Below are 18,254 nucleotides of genomic sequence, written 5' to 3' on the forward strand. Positions count from 1 at the left end.
CCTCCGTTAGACATTGAAGCCGCCGCCAAAGCCACCGCCACTGCCGAAGCCGCCGTCATCGCCCGTGCCACCCAACGCCTGACGAAAGCGTGCGAGCTTCGGCGAATGCGGATGAATGCCAAGCGATACCCACTGGTCACGCTCATCGCCGTTCTGGGTCAGCACCGGTTCGTAGCGATACAGTTCCTGGGTGGCGATGATGTTGTCGGACAGGCCCGTTACTTCGGTGACCGACAGAATGCGCCGCTTGCCGTTCGACAGACGCCCGATCTGCACGATGAAGTCGATCGCGTTGGCGATCTGCCGGCGCAGACTCGATTCGGTACCCTGAAAGCCCGCGAAGCCGGCCAGCATTTCGAGCCGGTACAGGCATTCGCGCGGCGAGCTCGCGTGCACGGTGCCCATCGAGCCGTCGTGGCCGGTGTTCATTGCCTGCAGCATTTCGAGCACTTCGCCGCCGCGCACTTCGCCGACAATGATGCGATCCGGGCGCATGCGCAGCGTATTGCGCAACAGGTCGCGAATCGTCACGACGCCCGCGCCGTCGAAACCGCCCGGGCGGCTTTCGAGCCGAACCACGTGGGGATGGTTCAGCGACAGTTCGGCCGTATCCTCGATCGTGACGACGCGTTCCGGCTCCGGAATATGAAACGCCAGCGCGTTCAGAAGCGAGGTCTTGCCCGAGCTCGTCCCCCCCGCCACCAGCACGTTGCAGCGCGCGGCCACCGCGGCTTCGAGCAGCGCGCCGATTTCGGCACTGTAGGTGCCGTTGCCAAGCAGATCGTCGGGACGCAGCGGATCCTTGCGGAATTTGCGTATCGACACGATCGGGCCATCGATCGACAACGGCTCGATCACCACGTTCACGCGGCCGCCGTTCGGCAGGCGCGCATCGACCATCGGATTCGATTCGTCGAGGCGCCGGCCGATCGGCGCAAGAATACGCCGCACGATGCGCAACAGATGCGCGTTGTCGGCAAAGCGCACCTGGATCTTCGTCAGGATGCCGTGCCGCGACACGTACACGTCGTTGTAGCCGTTGATCAGAATGTCTTCGACGGCGGGATCGTTGAGCAGATCCTCGATCGGACCGAAGCCCGCGAGTTCCTTGGTCAGCGCCTCGGCGATCGTGCGCACCTCGCTTTCATTGATCGGGATCCGGCGCAACCGTACGAAGCTGTCCATTTCCAGATCGACGAACTGGTTGATCGCGTTGCGCGACCAGCGGCCGAACTCCGAACCAAGCTCCTCGATACGCGTGAGCAGATGTTCATGCGCGGCGTTCTTGATGTCCTGGAACTGCTGGCTATGTGCAAACGAAGGTGCGTCGTCGGCAAATTCGATCTCTCTTGCCATCGTCTATGACCGCTTGTTAGAAGTTGGAATAAAGCGCCTGAGCGCAACGAGTGCGGATTTGCCGACCGGCGTGCTCGCGCGCGCGGCGCCGCCCAGTTGCTCGATCAGCGGTTCGAGTGCGCGCACATACGGATCGCGCGCCGACGTGTCAGCGAGCAGTTGCCCCTGGTTGGCCGTCTGGCCAAGCGGCACGCGCCGCTCCGGCAGCGTCGTCAGCAGCTCGAGGTCCAGACGCTGCGCGATCTGCGCGGCGGCCAGACCCAGATCGGGGTCGAACTTGTTGACGATGAGCCGCACGGTGTCCGTATTGACGCCCTGCTCGCGCAGCGCGTCGAGCACGCCGACCGCCGACCGCCGACACGATCGATCCGACGCCCTGATCGCAGACGAGCCACGTGTCATCGGCGGACTGCACGACCTGCGCGATGAATTCGCTGTTCGTAAAGCCGCCGAGATCGATGATCTGCTGGTCGAAAAAGGCCCGCAGCCGGTTCAGCAGACTGACCGACGACGAATACGACACCTCGCGCATATCGGCAAGATTCGCCGGCAGCGAGGTCAACGCGAGACCGCTCGCATGGTGCGACAGCGCCGTATGCACGAAAGTCTGATCGAAGCGGCGCAGATTGCGTACCGCATCGACGAAATTGAATTCGCTGCGGGTGTTGAGCAACAATGAACCGTCGCCGGCGGGCAAACCGAGATCGAGCAGCGCCGCCTGCCGGCCTTGCGCGACGTCGCGCCGCTGCAGCATGACGCCAAGATTCGCGGCGAGCGTGCTCACACCCATGCCGATGCGCGCGCCGAGCAAGGCCGTGACGTGGCCGTGGCGGCTCACCGGTTCGACAAGGTTGTCGATCACCTGGCGCGTAATGCGCAGCGCATCGGCCGCCGGCGCGGACAAATCGATGAAATCCCTGACGCCGGCTCGCAACGCGGCGAGCGCGCTTTCCGGCTCGGCGAGCGAACCGATCGCAATGATCTGCAGTCCGGGATAAACGGTACGCACCGCGCTCGCGGCAGCGCTTGCCGCCGCCGCGCGCCCGCCCGAAAAATCGACGTACACGAGCGACGGGTTCAGCGTGCCGATCCGTTGCGTCAGCATCCCCGGATCGAGCGTCACGGCTTCCACCGCTCCGGCACCGATCAAGGTTTCGGCGAGCCAATGCACATGCTCGTCGTCCAGCGACGCGAACACGAAATAATCGGCGATAGCCCGTTCAGTCAATGAATGCGTTCTCGCGTTCATGTTGCACACACCCTCGCGGCATCGGCTGGAAAGCCACCGCCTTGTATTGCGCACTGCTCAATGGAGGCCGCCCTTTGGGGCTGCCCACCATGCTCATCTGCCGGCGTGAGCGAGCTGACACTCGCACCGTTCGCACACGCCGGCTCATTTGGAAAATCCCGGCACCGCATCGCGTGCCGCCACACCGCCCAGGTACGAACGCCACACCGGACCGTTGCGCTGCTCGGACTGCTCGCCCGGCGTCGAAGGCAGCGTCGCGCCTTTCGCGAGCGGAGCAACCAGATGCGGCGTCACGATGATGACGAGCTCCTTGTCGTTCTGCTGGTAGTTCAGCTGCTTGAAGAACGCGCCAATGACTGGCAGGTCACCGAGCAGCGGCACCTTCGCCATGTTCGAGATCGTCTCCCGATCGATCAGTCCGCCGATCACGAAGCTTTCTCCGTCACCCAGTTCGACTGTCGTGTCGGCGCGGCGCGTGGTGATCGCGGGCACCGACACGCCGCTGATCGTCACCGCGTTCGAGAAGTCCAACTGACTCGCTTCGGGCGCGACTTTCAGCGCGATGCGCTGTGGGCTCAGCACCGTCGGCGTCAAGGTCAGACACCGCCATAAGGCTTGTATTCGATCGACGTGGTGCCAAGTCCCTGCGGAATCGGCACGGGAATTTCACCACCGGCGAGAAAGCTCGCGCTTTGGCCCGATAGCGCCACGAGTGTCGGCTCGGCGAGAACGCGCGCGAGGTTGTTCGATTCCATCAGGCTCAGGTTGGCGAACAGACCATGCGTGGCCGAATTGAAAACCAGATTGAACGCCGACGAAATCGGCGCAATCGAGTCGAAGCTCGGCGTCGAACCGCCCGTCGCCGACGTCATGGCCGACGGCGCAAACGAGCCGAACGTGAAGCCGTTGTTCTGCTTGATGATATTCAAGCCCACCTGTTTGAGCACGGAGCGGCTGAACTCGACGACGCGTACGTCGACCTGCACGACCGAGCGCGAGGCAACGGTCGACGTGTCGTAGATCGCGTCCGCAGCGCCCGTTGCAGGTGACGCATTGCCGTTACCGTTGCCCCGTCCTCCGCCCGCGCCGCCGGCCGCACTGCTGCCGCCACCGCCGGAGCCGAGTGCCGCGCGCTGGCTCGCCTCGATCTCAGCAGCGGCGACCGCGCGCTGATGCTTCTCCATCGTCGAGGTCGATCCCGTGATCAGCGCCGTGTCACCGAGCACGCGGACCGACGGCGTATCGGGACCGAGCAGCGCGCGCGACGCGATGGTCGTCACGTTGACGGTATAGGACATCGGCACGTCGCTGCCGCGCTCCCACAGCATCAGATTCGTGGTGCCGGGCGACTTGCCGATCAACAGCACGCCGCCCGTCTTGTCACCCTTGATGATCAGCACATCAGCCACGCTTGGGTCGCCAATCGCCACACGGCGCAGTGTGTGGCCGCGTGCCAGCGACTGCTGCGCACCGACCGTGATATCAACCGTCTGCGGGCTGCCCGACGCTGCGCTCGCCGGCGACGCGACAAAAGACGCGGCGCATAACATGGCCGCCAACCCGAATGCATCAATTCGATTTTTCATATTCTTATGGACGCGCGTGGTCCCCTGAACCCTCTATTGGGCGACCGTTTCGGTACGCCCACCTCGTATGACTTCAATGCCGCTATTTGTGTTGCCCGCGGTATGCACCACCGGCACGCCGATGCGCGGCGCGAACGACGGACGCGGCTTGCTGGCCGTGCCGGTGCTGCCCGACAGGGCGTCGAGCGCGACCCCCGCGGCGGCACGCGTGGAATCCTTGAGCGGTTCGGCATCGCTCACGCGCGCAGTGACTTTCAGCACGCCGGGTAAGGGCGCGAATGCGTTCTCGTCGGCCACTTCGGGATCGCGCGGATTGCGTAATGCAAACACCAGGCGCCCGGAGGTTTCAGCGAGTGTCAGCCGGTCCACATCGGCAACGGGCACCGCGAGCACCGCGGTGCGGACCATGCCGTTCGGATCGCCCGTCGTGTCGTTGCCCGCCGTCGCGTTGCCGAAAGCCAGCACCCGCACCTTCGACATCAGAAGCCGTGCCTGCGACTGATCGATCTCGCCGGCGCCCATGGTGCCGTCACGCTTGAGCGTAAAGAACACGTCGACGAAATTGCCTGGCCGCAGACGATTGCCGACCGCGTTGCCCTCCTCGACACGCACGGCCACTGCCCGCTCGCCCGGTTCGATCCGCTCGGCAATCCCCGACGACAATTGCGCTTCGAGAACCGGCGATTGCGCACCGAGGTCCGTATTCGGCACGCGGCCAACGAGCAGTGAAGGATCGGCGAACGCGCCGGTCGGATTGATCGGCAACGATTGCACGCGCAGTGCATCGGCCGTGATGGGTTTGCCCACCGGCAAGTCACGCGTGGTCACCACCACCGGAAAGCTGGCATGTGCAGCAGGCGTGACAACGACGGCCGCCTGCGCAGGCCGGCGCGCGAGCGTCCACGCGAAAACACCGAGCAGCACGGCGACGGTTATCAACAACCCGGCGGCGATCTTGGTCAGATTAGGCATGATGAAGCGTCGATCACAGTAAGTTCAGCGGGTTGAGTTGTATCGTCGCGCTGCTCGTCAGCGTCGTGGGCAGAACGTCGCCCAATATCGGCAATGAGGGGACCAGCGGGTGGTCCGCATAGGAGTAGGTGACAATGACGTTCACACACTGCATCCCTGTGTTGCAGGCGGCACTTGTTGCACTGCAGCCAGCGGTGGAGACCATCTTCGTCAACATCCCGTACACCGTCGGGCACACGTTATTGACCCGTGCGGCGAGGGCGTCGGTCGGGTTGTCGCTTTGCTGGTACCGCAGTGCCGCTCTCGCACCCTCTTCGGCGGCAAGCGTCAAGCTCTGCTGGGCAACAAAGATCATGCTGAACGTGATGATCCCGTACAGCACGACGAAAAACAGCGGGAAGATCATCGCGAATTCGATAGCGGTACTGCCGCGCTGCCGGCGCGAATGAGTCAGCCTCATTCGCCTCGCCAGGGGTCCGACGCATGAGTTCATTGAATATGCTCCGCGAATATGCGCACCATCAATATGATCACGCGCGAATGACCGAGCCTCAATCGCCTCGCCGTGGGTTCGACGTATGAGTTCATTGAATATGCTCCGCTAATATGCGCACCGTCAGTGCGATCACGGCAGGAACACACAGACAGGCGGCGTAGGGCGTGGCACGTCTGCCGGCCACTTCGAAAGTCGGTGCGGAGCCTCTGATGAGCGCGGCCAGTGGCGTGCGAGATCTGATGAGCAGCCAGAGGGCATGCAATCCTGCGGCAACGCTTGCCATCATCCACAGCCCCAGCAATGCATGCATTCCGAACCATGCGCCAAGGACGGCGAATACCTTGACGTCGGCCGCGCCCATCATGTTGAGCGCGAAGAACGGCATCAGTGCGACCAGCCCTATGGCCATGCCGATTACTGCCTGCATGATGGACACGCCAAATGGCGCTTGCAATACAAGCGCACAGGTCAATGCCGCGACAAGACCAGCAATAACTAGCGAATTAGGAATACGCCGGGCGCGGCAATCACAGACAACGACTGCGGCAGCCCAGGCGGTAAATAAGAGAAACGCGGTCAGCAATTTCATGTTGCACTCGACAGGCGTGATTAACCGATACGGACCACTGTTGCAGTCCGTATCCGCCTTCGTACTCTGATTAGATGCCTTGATCAGGATGCGGAAAGTCTGCCGCCTTGATCAAGGAATCCTCACGATGTGTTTGCCTGTATGCCCAAGGCGGTCGCGTTATCAGGATGCCTTAGGTATTGAAGTAGTGGTGAGCGTACCCGTGACGGCGTCGAACACGGCGCTGATCTGCTTGCCGACGCCGGTGACCGACGTCGCGATGACCACCGCCAGAAGCCCTGCGATCAGACCGTACTCAATGGCCGTAACGCCTTTGTTATCTCTCAGGAAGCGTAGTGTGAACTTTTTCATTTTTACCCTCGGACTTGATTTATTTCGTTTGTTTGCGTGCCGCATTGGATCGGGGAGTGCTTCAGCATCCGGGCCTGTGGTCTCTCATTCCAGGCCCTCTTGTTACGCCACCACAACATCCCCTCGCAGCGTGCCTCGATAAAACGGATAGCAGCTTGTTGTCTGTTCGATATCGCACCTCCCTCGTCAACTCTTGATACTTTCGAGTTTTATAACGTATCGATCTTATTAAAGCAATTGCCCGCGCGCATGATCCTCTCAACCTATGCATCTTCCGCGTTCATCAAGGTTAACGGCGGTCCGTTCGTTTCGGCACATAGGAGTAACCATAAGTTAGATTCGCTCCACTAAATATCTGTTTGAAGAGAACGTTTGAACGTTTCGTTTCAATCGCGCGGCATCCCTCATTGCGCCCGCGTTACGGCGTACATCGTAACGGCGCGTGCGGCTCGTTACGTTACACAGCCCTCGCAAACGTTTAGCGAATGCGGATTCCCGATGTAAATCTGATTTAGCGGACACTCCATCGGTCACTTCCAAAGCCTTATTGCATATGGCTTTACGTCCTTCGATTAAAAAATGTCCCGCATTACTCAGTCGAAATGGCACGACTCGTGCAGAGATAGGCGCGCAGCAACACCTAACTACACATGCGATGCGAGGACGACATGAACATTCAAACGGCCAACACCACGGTACGAACAACCCTGATTGCGGCCGGCGTGGCAGCGATGCTGTCTCTTGGCGCTTGCGGAGGCTCGGGAAGCCTGAGTTCCGGCACCGGCAGCAACGGCAGCGGCTCTGCCGGCGGCACACTTTCCACTTCCGGCAGCGGTAGCGGCTCGATGGGCTCGGGCGGTTCGGGCACGGGAACTTCCGGTACAGGGACATCCGGTACGGGAACTTCCGGTACAGGGACATCCGGTACGGGAACTTCCGGTACGGGAACCTCTGGTACTGGCACGGGAGGCTCCACGCCGGTCGCGAATGCGCTCGACCCGGTAGTCGGGAACACCGGCGGTGTGGTCGGCGGCATTGGCTCGACGGTCTCGAGCATCGGCACCGTGATCGGTTCGCAAAACCTGCCCGGCGTCAGTTCGCAAACCACTCAGGCCGCAGGCGGCATCGTGCAGCAAGTCGGGGCCGCGGTCTCGACGCTCGGCAGCGGTGTATCGCAAGGGCTCGGCCAACTCGGCACCGGTGGCAACGCAGTCGGCACGACAGTCTCGAGCCTCGGTGGTGTGGTCAATCATGTCGGCGGCGCAGTGACGGATGCGGGTAGCCTCGTGACGAGCCTGGGCAGCGGCCCGCTCGCGCCGTTGGCAGCGATCACCACGCCGCTCGGCGGTGTCGTCAATACGCTCGGCGGCGCAGTGGCCAACGGCGGCAGCACGCTCACCGCCGCGCTCTCGACAGGCCCCGTTCAGCAAGTCACGCAAACGCTCAGCACCGCGATCACGCCGATTACATCGATCGTCGCGGCGACGACGCAGACGGTCGGCAACACTACGGGTCTCGGCGCGCCGCTGAATGGCGTGCTCTCGACCCTCGGCGGCGGCCTGGGCAAGGCCGGCTCGGTGATCAGTGCAACCGGCGTCAACCCGATCACAGCGGCGCTTGGCCAGACGGTCACGGCGACGGGCACCACGGTCGCATCGGTGGGCGGCCTGGTCACCGGCGGCACCGGCGGCAATCCGCTGGCGCCGCTCACCAGCGCACTCGGCGGGCTGACGAGCGGCACCGGCAGCAGCCCGCTCGCTCCGCTCACCAGCGCGCTCGGCGGCTTGACAGGCGGCACCGGCAGCGGCCCGCTCGCTCCGCTCACCAGCGCGCTCGGCGGCTTGACAGGCGGCACCGGCAGCGGTCCGCTCGCTCCGCTCACCAGCGCGCTTGGCGGCTTGACAGGCGGCACTGGCAGCAGCCCGCTTGCTCCGCTCACCAGCGCGCTCGGCGGCTCGACAGGCGGCACCGGCAGCGGTCCGCTCGCTCCGCTCACCGGCGCGCTTGGCGGCTTGACAAGCGGCACTGGCAGCAGCCCTCTCGCTCCGCTCACCAGCGCGCTCGGCGGCTCGACAGGCGGCACCGGCAGCAGCCCGCTTGCTCCGCTCACCGGCGCACTCAGCGGCGTGACGGGCGGCCTGGGCAGCGCCTCGAGTAGCGGCGGTCCGTTGGCACCTGTCACCGGCCTGCTCTCGAGCGTGACGGGCGGCCTGAGCAGCGCGACCGGCAGCAGCAGCCCGCTCGCCCCAGTCACCGGCTTGCTCTCGAGCGCCACCGGCGCACTCGGCGGCGTCGCGACAACCGCGGCCGCCACGACCACGACGACCACCGCCTCGACCAACACGAACGCTGGCCTGTCGCTGTCGGCCACCAGCGGCAAGGGATCGGGCAGCAATGCGCTCGCCCCGGTGACGTCGCTGCTCGGCGGCTTGCTCGGCGGTCTGACGAAGAAGTAAGCAAGGACGCCGAAGCCATCGAAAGAAGTGCAGTAACCGGCACCCGGAGTGCGGCTCGCCAGCCGCGCCACGGCTCCGCCGGACCCAGGCTGAATTGAGCGGCGCCGCTCATCCATCGTTGCACCGGCGCACGGAAACAACGCACGACACCTAAAAGACACTGAGGAGCACACATGTCCACCCAACGTTTTTTTACTCTCCATGCGTCGTGCGCGACCGTGTCGTCGTTGCGCGCACCGTTGATCGCCGTAGCCGCCGCCGGCCTGCTCGCGGCGTGTGGCGGCAATGGCGTCACTGCGCCACCGAGCGCCTCTGTCGGTCCCGGTAGCGGCGGTGGCGGCGGTACGAGCGGCACCGGCACGACCACGCCCACCACCGCGAGCACCACCGGCCTCGCCACCGCCGCGGCGCAGACCACCACCGACCTCGGCAACGCGATCGCCTCGCAGACCATTCCGGGCCTCAGCCCGCAAGTCACGCAAGGTCTCGGCAACGCGGTGTCGAGCACGAGCAGCACGCTGAACTCGCTTGCCGACGCGGTGAGCGGCGGCGTCGGTCAGATCGGCACGACCGCCAATCCAGTCGGCACCACGGTCGCCGGACTCGGCTCGGTGGTCAGCTCGACGAGCGGTGTCGTGCAAGGTCTGAGCACCGCGGTCGGCGGCTTAGGCAGCGGCAATCTCGCGCCGCTGTCGCCGCTCACCACGCCACTGGCAACCGTCCTCTCCACGACCGCCGGCGCACTGAACGCCGGTGGCACGACGCTCGGCAATTCGCTCGCCTCCGTCCCGGTGCAGCAGATCACCCAGCCGATCAGCACCGCGATCACACCGATCGTGCAGACCGCCGGACTCATGACACAAACCGTCGGCACGCAGACCGGCCTCGGCGCGCCGCTAGGCGGCGTGCTTGCGCAAGTCGGCGGCGCGTTGGGTTCGGCCGGGTCGCAAGTCGGCGCGGCAACGAAGAACCCGCTCGGCGCCGATCTCGGCACGCTGGTCGGCTCGCTCGGCAACACGGTGACGAACGCCGGCGGCCTCGTCAATCCGAACGGCCCGAACGGCGCGAATCCGATTCCCGGCTTGCTGACGAGCCTCGTCGGCAGCACCAATGTGGCCGTCGTCAATGGGCCGCCTGCCAACGGCAGCCCGTTCGGCCCGCTGCAAAACACGTTCGCGAGTCTGGGGCTCGGCAACAATCCGCTCGGCTCGCTATCGACGCTGCTCGGTGGCACACCTCTGTCAGGTCTGACCTCGGCGCTGGGCGGCACGCCCTTGAGTTCGCTGACTTCGGCGACGGGCGGCTCGCCGCTGGGTTCGCTGACTTCGCTTCTGGGTGGCACGCCCTTGAGTTCGCTGACTTCGACGTTGGGCGGCACGGGTAGCGCGTCGAGTCCGCTGTCGGCGCTGACCGGCACGCTCTCCGGTGTCACGAGCAGCGCATCGGGCAGCGGCGGTGGCCCGCTTGCCCCCGTGACCGCACTCGTCGGCCAGTTGACCGGCACGCTCAGCTCAGCGGCCGGCTCGACGAGCAGTTCGAGTAGTCCGACGGGTGGCTTGACGAACTTGCTCGGCGGAATTTTGCCGGCAAGTCATAAGTAGTCCGCATAAGTCGTTGGTCGAAACCATGCGCATCAGACGTCCCATCAGACGCCGCATTGCGCAGTGTGCATAACAGTCCGCCTCATCACTTGCCCCGCGCTTTTGCGGACGACGCTCAAGCCCGACGGAGCACGTGACGTAATACAAGACAAGCATGGCAGTATGCGTCGAGCCAAACATAAGCGATCGCGACCAGCCCGGCCTGGCGGCGCGTCCGCAAGACAAGAACGGCATACGAGGAAAATCCGATGAAACTCGGGTACGGCAGTAAATGGACCCTTCTGCTCGCGGCAATCGCGGCGAGCGCAATGCAGGTGCAAGCACAAGCGCAATCACGTCCGGCCAGCCCGGCAGTCGGCGGCAACCGGCTGGATTCGCTGCCGCAGATCAAGGCGCCCGACAAGGGCCCGAATGTGACCTTGCAGGTCACGCCGCAAGCCCCACAACTTCAGGAACTGCTCGCCCGCCATCTGACGCCTTCGAAGATTCAGGTCGAGGGCGTGAAGTCCATTCCGTTCGACGAAGTCGCGCAGCGCTTCACGCCTCTCGTCGGCAAAGACACCACCATCGGCGATCTGATTCAGGTCGCCAACGGCGTGACGAAGCTGTATCAGGACCGCGGCTACGCGCTCTCGTTCGCGTTCATTCCGGCGCAGACCTTCGAGGGCGGCGTGGTGCGCGTGACCGTGGTGGAAGGCTACGTGTCGATGGTCAAGGTCACGGGCAAGCCCGGCGCGGTGGAAGACAAGATCCGCGCGATCGCCGACCACATCGTCGCAGACCGGCCGTTGCGGCGCACCACTTTCGAGCGCTACATCAACTTGCTGGGTCTGTTGCCCGGGGTGAAGGTTGCGGCCAACGCGGCGCCTCCGCAGAACACCGACGGCGCCACCACGCTCGAGTTGAATGTAGAGCGCAAACCGTTCGACGTGAGCACCGGCATCAATTTCAATCAACCCGGCGTGCAAGGCCTGCTGACCGCGACCGAAAACGGCCTGACCTCACTCGGCGAACAGTTGAGCGTGTCGGCCTTGCTGCCGAAGGGCCGTGACAACGTCACCTACCTCGCCGCGCACGCCGTGGTGCCGATCGGCAGCGATGGACTGACCGGGAAAATCGACGCGTCGCACTATCGCGGCAATCCGGTCGACAATCCCGGCCTGCCCTCCAATATCGAACGCACGGTCATCAACGACAAGCTCAGCGGCTCGCTGACTTATCCGATCCTGCTCAACAACCAGCACAGCCTGATCGGCACCGCCACGGTCTATGCTTCGCATGACGAAGATCGCTATCACAATGGCGACACCGGCGCGCAACTCGGCTTTCGCTCGCAGGTGCGGGTGATGCAATTGCAAGCCGACTACACCAGCGCGGATCCGGGTCAGGTGCGCCGCGCGAGTATCAACGTGGCGAAGGCGTTCGACATCCTGGGCGCGTCGAAGTCCGGCGACTCGAACGTTCCCGGCACCATCGTCACGAACCCGGCGTCGATCACTTTCGTGCGAAGCGGCGCGAGTTTTTCGCAAACCAACGAGTGGCCGCTGAAGATCGGCACCGCGGTGTCGTTGACAGGTCAATACAGCGCCGTCTCGCTGCCGACCTCGGAACAGATCTCGTTCGGTGCGCAACGTTTTGCACAAGGCTATCAACCGGGCGAGGCCTCAGGCGATTCGGGCTGGGGCGCGATGTTCGAAATCAACCGGGCGTTCACGCCGGGTTTCACCTATCTGCGCACCCTCACACCGTATATCTCGTTCGACATGGCGCGCGTGTATCTGCATGCGGGGACGCCGTCGCCGTCGAAGCTGTCGTCGATTGCCTTCGGCTTCCGGATCTCGGACGCGAAGTACTACAGCCTGGATTTGTCGGTGGCCAAACCGATCGGCGACGCGCCGGTGGAAAGCGCGTCGCGCAGCCCGCGCATCAACGCTACGTTCTCGTATCAGCTGAACTGAGATTCACAAGTGCCACCTCCTGATTAGAGGTTCCACTATCAAACGGCGCGCCTACTTTCACGTATTCTGCGCTGACGATGTGCGACCCGCGGCACGCAAGCCGCGGCTCGCGGACCGATGTAGCCGAAGTCGAACCTGAGAGGCAGTAATAAGACATATCGGGCAAACCAGGCACCACGGCGGCCAGCAGGAAGACCGCCCGAGATGCCGATAACGCCGCGCGACCATGATCGCGCCGTCTTTAATCAAGGAGGAAGACAATGATGCAATTCACTCAACACGCGCGCGCAATCGCGCTTCGTACCGCCAAACATGCCGCCCTCGCCGGCGTGCTGCTCGCCAGCGCCGTCACGGCAATGGCGCAGACCGATTCCCCGGTCGGCACGTGGCAAACCATTGACGACCGCACCGGCCAGCCCAAGGCACTCGTGCAGATTGCACAGGACGGCAATGGCTCGCTGAGCGGCAAGGTGATCAAGGGTCTCAATGCGAACAACAAACCGGACCGCCGCTGCACGGAATGTACGGACGCGCGCAAGGACCAGCTGATTCTCGGCATGACGATCATCAACGATATGCAAAAGGACGGCGACGGCTGGGATCACGGGCAGATTCTCGACCCGGAAAACGGCAAGCTCTACAAGTGCAAGATGCACCTGGAAGATGGTGGAAACAAGCTGGTGGTGCGTGGGTATATTGGCGTTTCGCTGCTGGGCCGCTCGCAGACCTGGGTTCGTCAGCAATAGTCAGCAAGCTGAGCGAATCATTCAGGCGTCGGCGCCTGGCGCGCGATGATGGTGTTCCATCAAGGCCGCTACTGCTGCCACGATGGAACCATAAAAAACCGGCCGACGATTGCTATCGTTCGGCCGGTTTTTGTTTGAGCCTGGCTGGTTGGCGTTGTCATGCAGCGTGCTTGAAGGGCGACGAAAAAGCGAACGGCGAAGACGGTAACGGTTTGGCCGATGACGGGCTAAACGCCGCGGAAGCGGTGGGCGCTGTGACCGAAACCTTTTCTGCGTCAGCGCTCTTCTGTTGCGCGCTCACATGCGTGCGCATGCGCGATTCCATCATCTGACAGAGTTCCTCGCTCGCCGCACCGAACAGCTGATCCATCACGCGCTTGAGCACGCCGGATTCATACCATGCCTTGAAGCGGCGATGGCAGGTTTGATACGACGGGTATTTGCGCGGCATAGCGGACCACGTCGCGCCGCTATACATCACCCACAGCACGCCGTTGAGCACCGAGCGCGTATTGGCGAGCGGCCGGCCACGCAGTTCGGAACGCGGACGCAGCTCAGGGAGCAACGGTGCAATGCGTTGCCATTCTTCATCATTGATATCACGGTACGGATTCATGGCTTCTCCTTTGTTAGAACCATGACAAAGAAGATATCCAGTCGTCCGCGCACGGAATATAAGATCAATCCGAATCTTGAAAATACGGCTTCGAACACTGCCGATTAGGCGAGCGGACCGTGACCTATCGCAAAAGCATCGCCGCCCGCTTGACGCTGCCCCTCAGGTCAGCGACGTATCGACGATCCGGCGCGGCGTGTCGAGATATTCTTTCGATTGCATTTCGACGATGCGCGACACCGTACGCGTGAATTCGTTGGCCATCGGCCCGTCCACATAGAGTTGCTCGGGCGGCACGGCAGCCGACATCAGCAGCTTGACCTTGTGGTCGTAAAACACGTCGATCAGCCAGGTGAAGCGGCGCGCTTCCGAAGCCATCCGCACCGACATCTGCGGCACGCCGGACAGGATCACCGCGTGAAAGCGGCTCGCCAGTTCCAGGTAGTCGTTCTGCGAGCGCGGACCGCCGCACAGCGTCGCGAAATCGAACCACACGACGCCGTCAGCACGCCGCAGGGCCTTCAGTTCCCGCTTTTCGATGTGCAGGATAGGACTCTCGTCCGGAACCGCCGCAAGGCGTGAAAACGCGTCACGCAGGGCTTTGTCCGAAGCCGCGCCAAGCGGCGTGTGATACACCTCGACTTGCGCCAGCGTGCGCTGGCGGTAGTCGATACCCGCGTCGACGTTGATCACGTCGAGCTTCGTCTTGATGAGTTCGATCGCCGGCAGCATGCGATCGCGATGCAGGCCGTCCGGATACAGCGTGTCCGGATCGTAGTTGGACGTCATCACGAACTGCACGCCGTTCTCGAACAGTTTGTCGAGCAGGCGATACAGGATCATCGCGTCGGCGATATCCGATACGTGGAATTCGTCGAAACAGATCAGCCGGTAGCGTTTGGCAATGCGTCGCGCGAGTTCGTCGAGCGGATCGGCCGTGCCTTTCAACTCTTCCAGTTCGCGATGCACCTCGCGCATGAACTCGTGAAAATGCAGACGCGTTTTACGCTGCACCGGCACGATCATGTAGAAGCTGTCCATCAGGAAGCTCTTGCCCCGCCCTACGCCGCCCCACATGTACACGCCGCGCGGCGGATCCGGGCGGTTGATCAGTTTCTTGAACGCATTCGAGCGGCGCGCCTTGTATTCGACCCACTCTTCATAGCACCGCTGCAGACGGTCGACTGCCGCGCGTTGCGCCGGGTCCGATTGATAACCCCGCGTCTGCAGTTCTTTTTCGTAGTATTCGGTGACGTTCATTGTGTTGCTGCAAAAAGAAAGGCGGGAGGGAGTGAACCCGCCCGCCTTGGTGGTAATGCCAGAATTGCGTTCAGTCAGGCGTGCGTGTGATTACATGTTCAGCGCGCGCTTGTCCACGGCCAGTGCCGCTTCGCGCATGACTTCCGACAGCGACGGGTGCGGATGGCAAATACGGCCGATATCTTCCGACGCCGCCTTGAATTCCATCGCCACCACGGCTTCCGCGATCAGGTCCGAGGCGTTCGCCGAGATGATGTGCACGCCGAGCAGTTCGTCGGTCTTCGCGTCGGCGATCATCTTGACGAAACCATCCGCCTTGTTGATGCCCAGCGCGCGGCCGTTCGCCATGAACGGGAACTGACCCGTCTTGATCTCGCGGCCTTCGGCCTTCAGTTGCTGCTCCGTCTTGCCGACCCACGCGATTTCCGGTTCGGTGTAGATCACCCACGGAATGCAGTTGTAGTCGATATGCGGCTTCTGACCGTCGATGATTTCAGCGACCAGCACGCCTTCGTCTTCAGCCTTGTGAGCGAGCATCGGGCCACGCACCACGTCGCCGATCGCGTACACGTTCGGCACAGCCGTCGCACAGTGGTCGTTGACGTCGATAAAGCCACGCTCGTTCGCCTTCAGGCCGATCGCTTCGAGACCGAGGTTGTCGGTGTTCGGCACGCGGCCGATCGACACGATCAGGCGGTCGGCTTCGAGCGTTTGCGCGTTGCCGTCCTTGTCCGTGTAATTGATCGTGACGCTGTTGTCAGTCGTTTTCACTTCGCCGACCTTCACGCCGACGTGGATGTCCAGGCCTTGCTTCTTGAATTGCTTGGCGGCTTCCTTAGCCAACGCCTGATCTGCAGCGCCGAGGAATTCCGGCAGCGCTTCGAGCACAGTCACGTCCGAACCCAGACGGCGCCACACCGAGCCGAGTTCCAGGCCGATCACACCTGCGCCGATCACGGCGAGTTTCTTCGGCACGGAGTCGAACGTGAGTGCGCCTTCGTTGTCGGCAACGATCTTGTTGTCGACCGGAACGTTCGGCAGATGGCGCGCCTTCGAACCCGTTGCAATGATGACGTTCTTCGCCGTCACGACTTCGGTTTCGCCTTCGCCGCTGACTTCGATCTGCACGCCGGCGTCCGTCTTGCCGGTGAACTTGCCATGGCCCTTGAGCCACGTGATCTTGTTCTTACGGAACAGGAATTCGATACCCTTGGTCATCTTCTCGACGATGCCTTCCTTGCGGGCCAGCATCTTCGCGATATCGACCTTCACGTCCGACACGGAGATGCCGTGGTCAGCGAGGTGGTGCGACGCGTTTTCAAATTCTTCCGACGACGCGAGCAGCGCCTTCGACGGAATGCAACCCACGTTCAGGCACGTGCCGCCGAGCTTCAGCGCGCCGGCCGGGTTCTTCCACTTTTCGATACATGCGACGGTCTTGCCGAGCTGCGCTGCGCGGATTGCGGCGATGTAGCCGCCAGGGCCGGCGCCGATCACGACGACGTCAAATTCTTTGGACATGACAATCCTTTTGATGACGGAGCGACGCGCGGCCACGCTTCGTGGCGCGCATCGGTCCAGTACTGCGGAATGCTAGAGACGTGATGCTTGCTTGATGCTTATATGGCGCCGACTTGCGCAATGGCAAGCCGACGCCGGCCGAACCGGCGCTTACAGGTCGAGCAGCAGGCGCGCCGGGTCTTCCAGCGCATCCTTCATCGCGACCAGCGACAGCACCGCCTCGCGACCGTCGATGATCCGGTGGTCGTACGACAGCGCCAGATAGTTCATCGGACGGATCACGATCTGGCCGTTTTCGACCACAGCGCGTTCCTTGGTGGCGTGCACACCCAGAATCGCGGATTGCGGCGGGTTGATGATCGGGGTCGACAGCATCGAGCCGAACACACCGCCGTTCGAGATCGAGAACGTACCACCCGTCATTTCTTCGATCGACAGCTTGCCGTCCTTGGCCTTCTGGCCGAATTCAGCAATCTTCTTCTCGATTTCGGCGAGGCTCAGCTGATCTGCGTTACGCAGGATCGGCACCACCAGGCCACGCGGCGAACCGACCGCGATACCGATATCGAAGTAACCGTGATAGACGATGTCGTTACCGTCGATCGACGCGTTCACCAGCGGGAACTTCTTCAGCGCATGAACCGCCGCCTTCACGAAGAACGACATGAAGCCCAGCTTCACGCCATGTTCCTTTTCGAACTTGTCTTTGTACTTGTTGCGCAGGTCCATCACCGGCGCCATGTTCACTTCGTTGAACGTGGTGAGGATGGCGTTGGTTTGCTGCGACTCGAGCAGACGCTCGGCGATACGCGCGCGCAGACGCGACATCGGCACGCGTTGTTCCGGGCGGTCCTTCAGCCATTGGTCAGCCGATGCCGGTGCCTTGACGTCCGGCAGCGACGGCTTCGCAGCCTTCGGTGCGGCGGCCGGTGCCGGTGCTGCAGCCTTGGCAGCCGGAGCGCCGGCGGTCAGCACGTCGCCCTTGGTGATGCGGCCGTCGCGGCCCGTGCCCGACACATCGCCCGCGCCCAGACCCTTCTCGGCCATCAGCTTGCCGGCAGCCGGCGAAGCAGCGGTGTTCGCACCCGTTGCGGATGCGGCTTGAGCGGCCGGTGCCGGCGCGGCAGCCTGCGCCGGTGCGGCTTCCGGTGCCGGCTTCACTTCCGCTTCGACCGCAGCGGCGCCAGCCTTGCCTTCGGTGTCGATCTTGGCGATCACCTGATCGGCGACGACGATGTCGCCGTCGTTCGAGATCACTTGTGCGAGCACGCCGGCGGAGGGTGCCGGCACTTCGAGCACGACCTTGTCGGTCTCGATTTCGATGAGAATTTCGTCTTGAGCAACAGCCTCGCCGGGCTTCTTCTTCCACTGCAGCATCGTTGCTTCCGAGACCGACTCGGAAAGCTGGGGAACCTTGACTTCAACAATAGCCATTATGAATATCCTGAATACGTATCGGGTGACGGTGCGCGATCTATGTACTCGACGACCGCCTGC

The 18,254-nt window shown here is 63.0% G+C and carries 13 protein-coding genes and 2 pseudogenes; 4 read left to right on the top strand and 11 right to left on the bottom strand.

The features are described from left to right. Window positions 1–6 precede the first annotated feature (6 nt). The 7 genes and pseudogenes from P0D84_RS12365 to P0D84_RS12395 all read right to left on the bottom strand — a co-directional run bounded on the left by P0D84_RS12365 (window position 7) and on the right by P0D84_RS12395 (window position 6,599). Window positions 7–1,356: a TadA family conjugal transfer-associated ATPase gene (locus tag P0D84_RS12365; protein ID WP_408336718.1), complete on the bottom strand. Its 1,350-nt coding sequence runs from the start codon at window positions 1,354–1,356 to the stop codon at window positions 7–9. A gap of 3 nt (window positions 1,357–1,359) precedes the next feature. Beyond that, window positions 1,360–2,605: pseudogene (locus P0D84_RS12370) on the bottom strand (fimbrial protein). A 144-nt stretch (window positions 2,606–2,749) separates the two neighbouring features. Continuing rightward, window positions 2,750–4,191 (bottom strand): annotated as a pseudogene (locus P0D84_RS12375) (type II and III secretion system protein family protein). Between the two features lie 33 nt (window positions 4,192–4,224). After that, window positions 4,225–5,163 (bottom strand): Flp pilus assembly protein CpaB, encoded by a 939-nt coding sequence (cpaB, locus tag P0D84_RS12380; protein WP_408336720.1) that lies wholly within the window; start codon window positions 5,161–5,163, stop codon window positions 4,225–4,227. A gap of 13 nt (window positions 5,164–5,176) precedes the next feature. After that, entirely contained in the window at window positions 5,177–5,623 is a 447-nt protein-coding gene (locus P0D84_RS12385; RefSeq protein ID WP_408336722.1) for a TadE/TadG family type IV pilus assembly protein, read from the bottom strand. A gap of 124 nt (window positions 5,624–5,747) precedes the next feature. Then, window positions 5,748–6,248 carry an A24 family peptidase gene (locus tag P0D84_RS12390; RefSeq protein ID WP_408336724.1) on the bottom strand — a complete coding sequence of 167 codons (501 nt, stop codon included), beginning with the start codon at window positions 6,246–6,248 and terminating at the stop codon, window positions 5,748–5,750. Window positions 6,249–6,410: 162 nt separating this feature from the next. Further along, window positions 6,411–6,599 carry a Flp family type IVb pilin gene (locus tag P0D84_RS12395; RefSeq protein WP_408336726.1) on the bottom strand — a complete coding sequence of 63 codons (189 nt, stop codon included), beginning with the start codon at window positions 6,597–6,599 and terminating at the stop codon, window positions 6,411–6,413. 668 nt (window positions 6,600–7,267) lie between these two features. Here P0D84_RS12395 and P0D84_RS12400 point away from each other — a divergent pair. From P0D84_RS12400 to P0D84_RS12415, 4 genes are all read left to right on the top strand, one after another. Next, window positions 7,268–9,055 carry a collagen-like triple helix repeat-containing protein gene (locus P0D84_RS12400; protein ID WP_408336728.1) on the top strand — a complete coding sequence of 596 codons (1,788 nt, stop codon included), beginning with the start codon at window positions 7,268–7,270 and terminating at the stop codon, window positions 9,053–9,055. 173 nt (window positions 9,056–9,228) lie between these two features. After that, a complete protein-coding gene (locus P0D84_RS12405; RefSeq protein ID WP_408336730.1) occupies window positions 9,229–10,656 on the top strand; it encodes a collagen-like triple helix repeat-containing protein in 1,428 nt (475 codons plus the stop codon). A gap of 248 nt (window positions 10,657–10,904) precedes the next feature. Continuing rightward, entirely contained in the window at window positions 10,905–12,614 is a 1,710-nt protein-coding gene (locus tag P0D84_RS12410; protein ID WP_408336732.1) for a ShlB/FhaC/HecB family hemolysin secretion/activation protein, read from the top strand. 260 nt (window positions 12,615–12,874) lie between these two features. Further along, window positions 12,875–13,360: a DUF2147 domain-containing protein gene (locus P0D84_RS12415; RefSeq protein WP_408336734.1), complete on the top strand. Its 486-nt coding sequence runs from the start codon at window positions 12,875–12,877 to the stop codon at window positions 13,358–13,360. A gap of 157 nt (window positions 13,361–13,517) precedes the next feature. Here the strand turns inward: P0D84_RS12415 and P0D84_RS12420 are convergent, their stop codons facing one another. From P0D84_RS12420 to odhB, 4 genes are all read right to left on the bottom strand, one after another. Then, entirely contained in the window at window positions 13,518–13,976 is a 459-nt protein-coding gene (locus P0D84_RS12420) for a transposase (RefSeq protein ID WP_408336736.1), read from the bottom strand. A 162-nt stretch (window positions 13,977–14,138) separates the two neighbouring features. Then, window positions 14,139–15,236 carry a cell division protein ZapE gene (gene zapE, locus P0D84_RS12425; protein ID WP_408336737.1) on the bottom strand — a complete coding sequence of 366 codons (1,098 nt, stop codon included), beginning with the start codon at window positions 15,234–15,236 and terminating at the stop codon, window positions 14,139–14,141. 90 nt (window positions 15,237–15,326) lie between these two features. Then, window positions 15,327–16,757: a dihydrolipoyl dehydrogenase gene (lpdA, locus tag P0D84_RS12430; protein ID WP_408336739.1), complete on the bottom strand. Its 1,431-nt coding sequence runs from the start codon at window positions 16,755–16,757 to the stop codon at window positions 15,327–15,329. Between the two features lie 150 nt (window positions 16,758–16,907). Then, a complete protein-coding gene (gene odhB / locus P0D84_RS12435) occupies window positions 16,908–18,191 on the bottom strand; it encodes a 2-oxoglutarate dehydrogenase complex dihydrolipoyllysine-residue succinyltransferase (protein ID WP_408336741.1) in 1,284 nt (427 codons plus the stop codon). Between the last annotated feature and the right edge of the window lie 63 nt (window positions 18,192–18,254).

The sequence above is a fragment of the Paraburkholderia sp. RL17-337-BIB-A genome (assembly GCF_046025895.1).
GTDB lineage: Bacteria > Pseudomonadota > Gammaproteobacteria > Burkholderiales > Burkholderiaceae > Paraburkholderia > Paraburkholderia fungorum_C.

Bases quoted from the DNA above. Each gene is read 5' to 3' on its own strand.
- P0D84_RS12365 (WP_408336718.1), bottom strand. From the start codon at position 1,356: ATGGCAAGAGAGATCGAATTTGCCGACGACGCACCTTCGTTTGCACAT.
- P0D84_RS12390 (WP_408336724.1), bottom strand. From the start codon at position 6,248: ATGAAATTGCTGACCGCGTTTCTCTTATTTACCGCCTGGGCTGCCGCA.
- zapE (WP_408336737.1), bottom strand. From the start codon at position 15,236: ATGAACGTCACCGAATACTACGAAAAAGAACTGCAGACGCGGGGTTAT.
- P0D84_RS12405 (WP_408336730.1), top strand. From the start codon at position 9,229: ATGTCCACCCAACGTTTTTTTACTCTCCATGCGTCGTGCGCGACCGTG.
- P0D84_RS12395 (WP_408336726.1), bottom strand. From the start codon at position 6,599: ATGAAAAAGTTCACACTACGCTTCCTGAGAGATAACAAAGGCGTTACG.
- cpaB (WP_408336720.1), bottom strand. From the start codon at position 5,163: ATGCCTAATCTGACCAAGATCGCCGCCGGGTTGTTGATAACCGTCGCC.
- P0D84_RS12420 (WP_408336736.1), bottom strand. From the start codon at position 13,976: ATGAATCCGTACCGTGATATCAATGATGAAGAATGGCAACGCATTGCA.
- P0D84_RS12385 (WP_408336722.1), bottom strand. From the start codon at position 5,623: ATGAGGCTGACTCATTCGCGCCGGCAGCGCGGCAGTACCGCTATCGAA.
- P0D84_RS12410 (WP_408336732.1), top strand. From the start codon at position 10,905: ATGAAACTCGGGTACGGCAGTAAATGGACCCTTCTGCTCGCGGCAATC.
- lpdA (WP_408336739.1), bottom strand. From the start codon at position 16,757: ATGTCCAAAGAATTTGACGTCGTCGTGATCGGCGCCGGCCCTGGCGGC.
- P0D84_RS12415 (WP_408336734.1), top strand. From the start codon at position 12,875: ATGATGCAATTCACTCAACACGCGCGCGCAATCGCGCTTCGTACCGCC.
- P0D84_RS12400 (WP_408336728.1), top strand. From the start codon at position 7,268: ATGAACATTCAAACGGCCAACACCACGGTACGAACAACCCTGATTGCG.
- odhB (WP_408336741.1), bottom strand. From the start codon at position 18,191: ATGGCTATTGTTGAAGTCAAGGTTCCCCAGCTTTCCGAGTCGGTCTCG.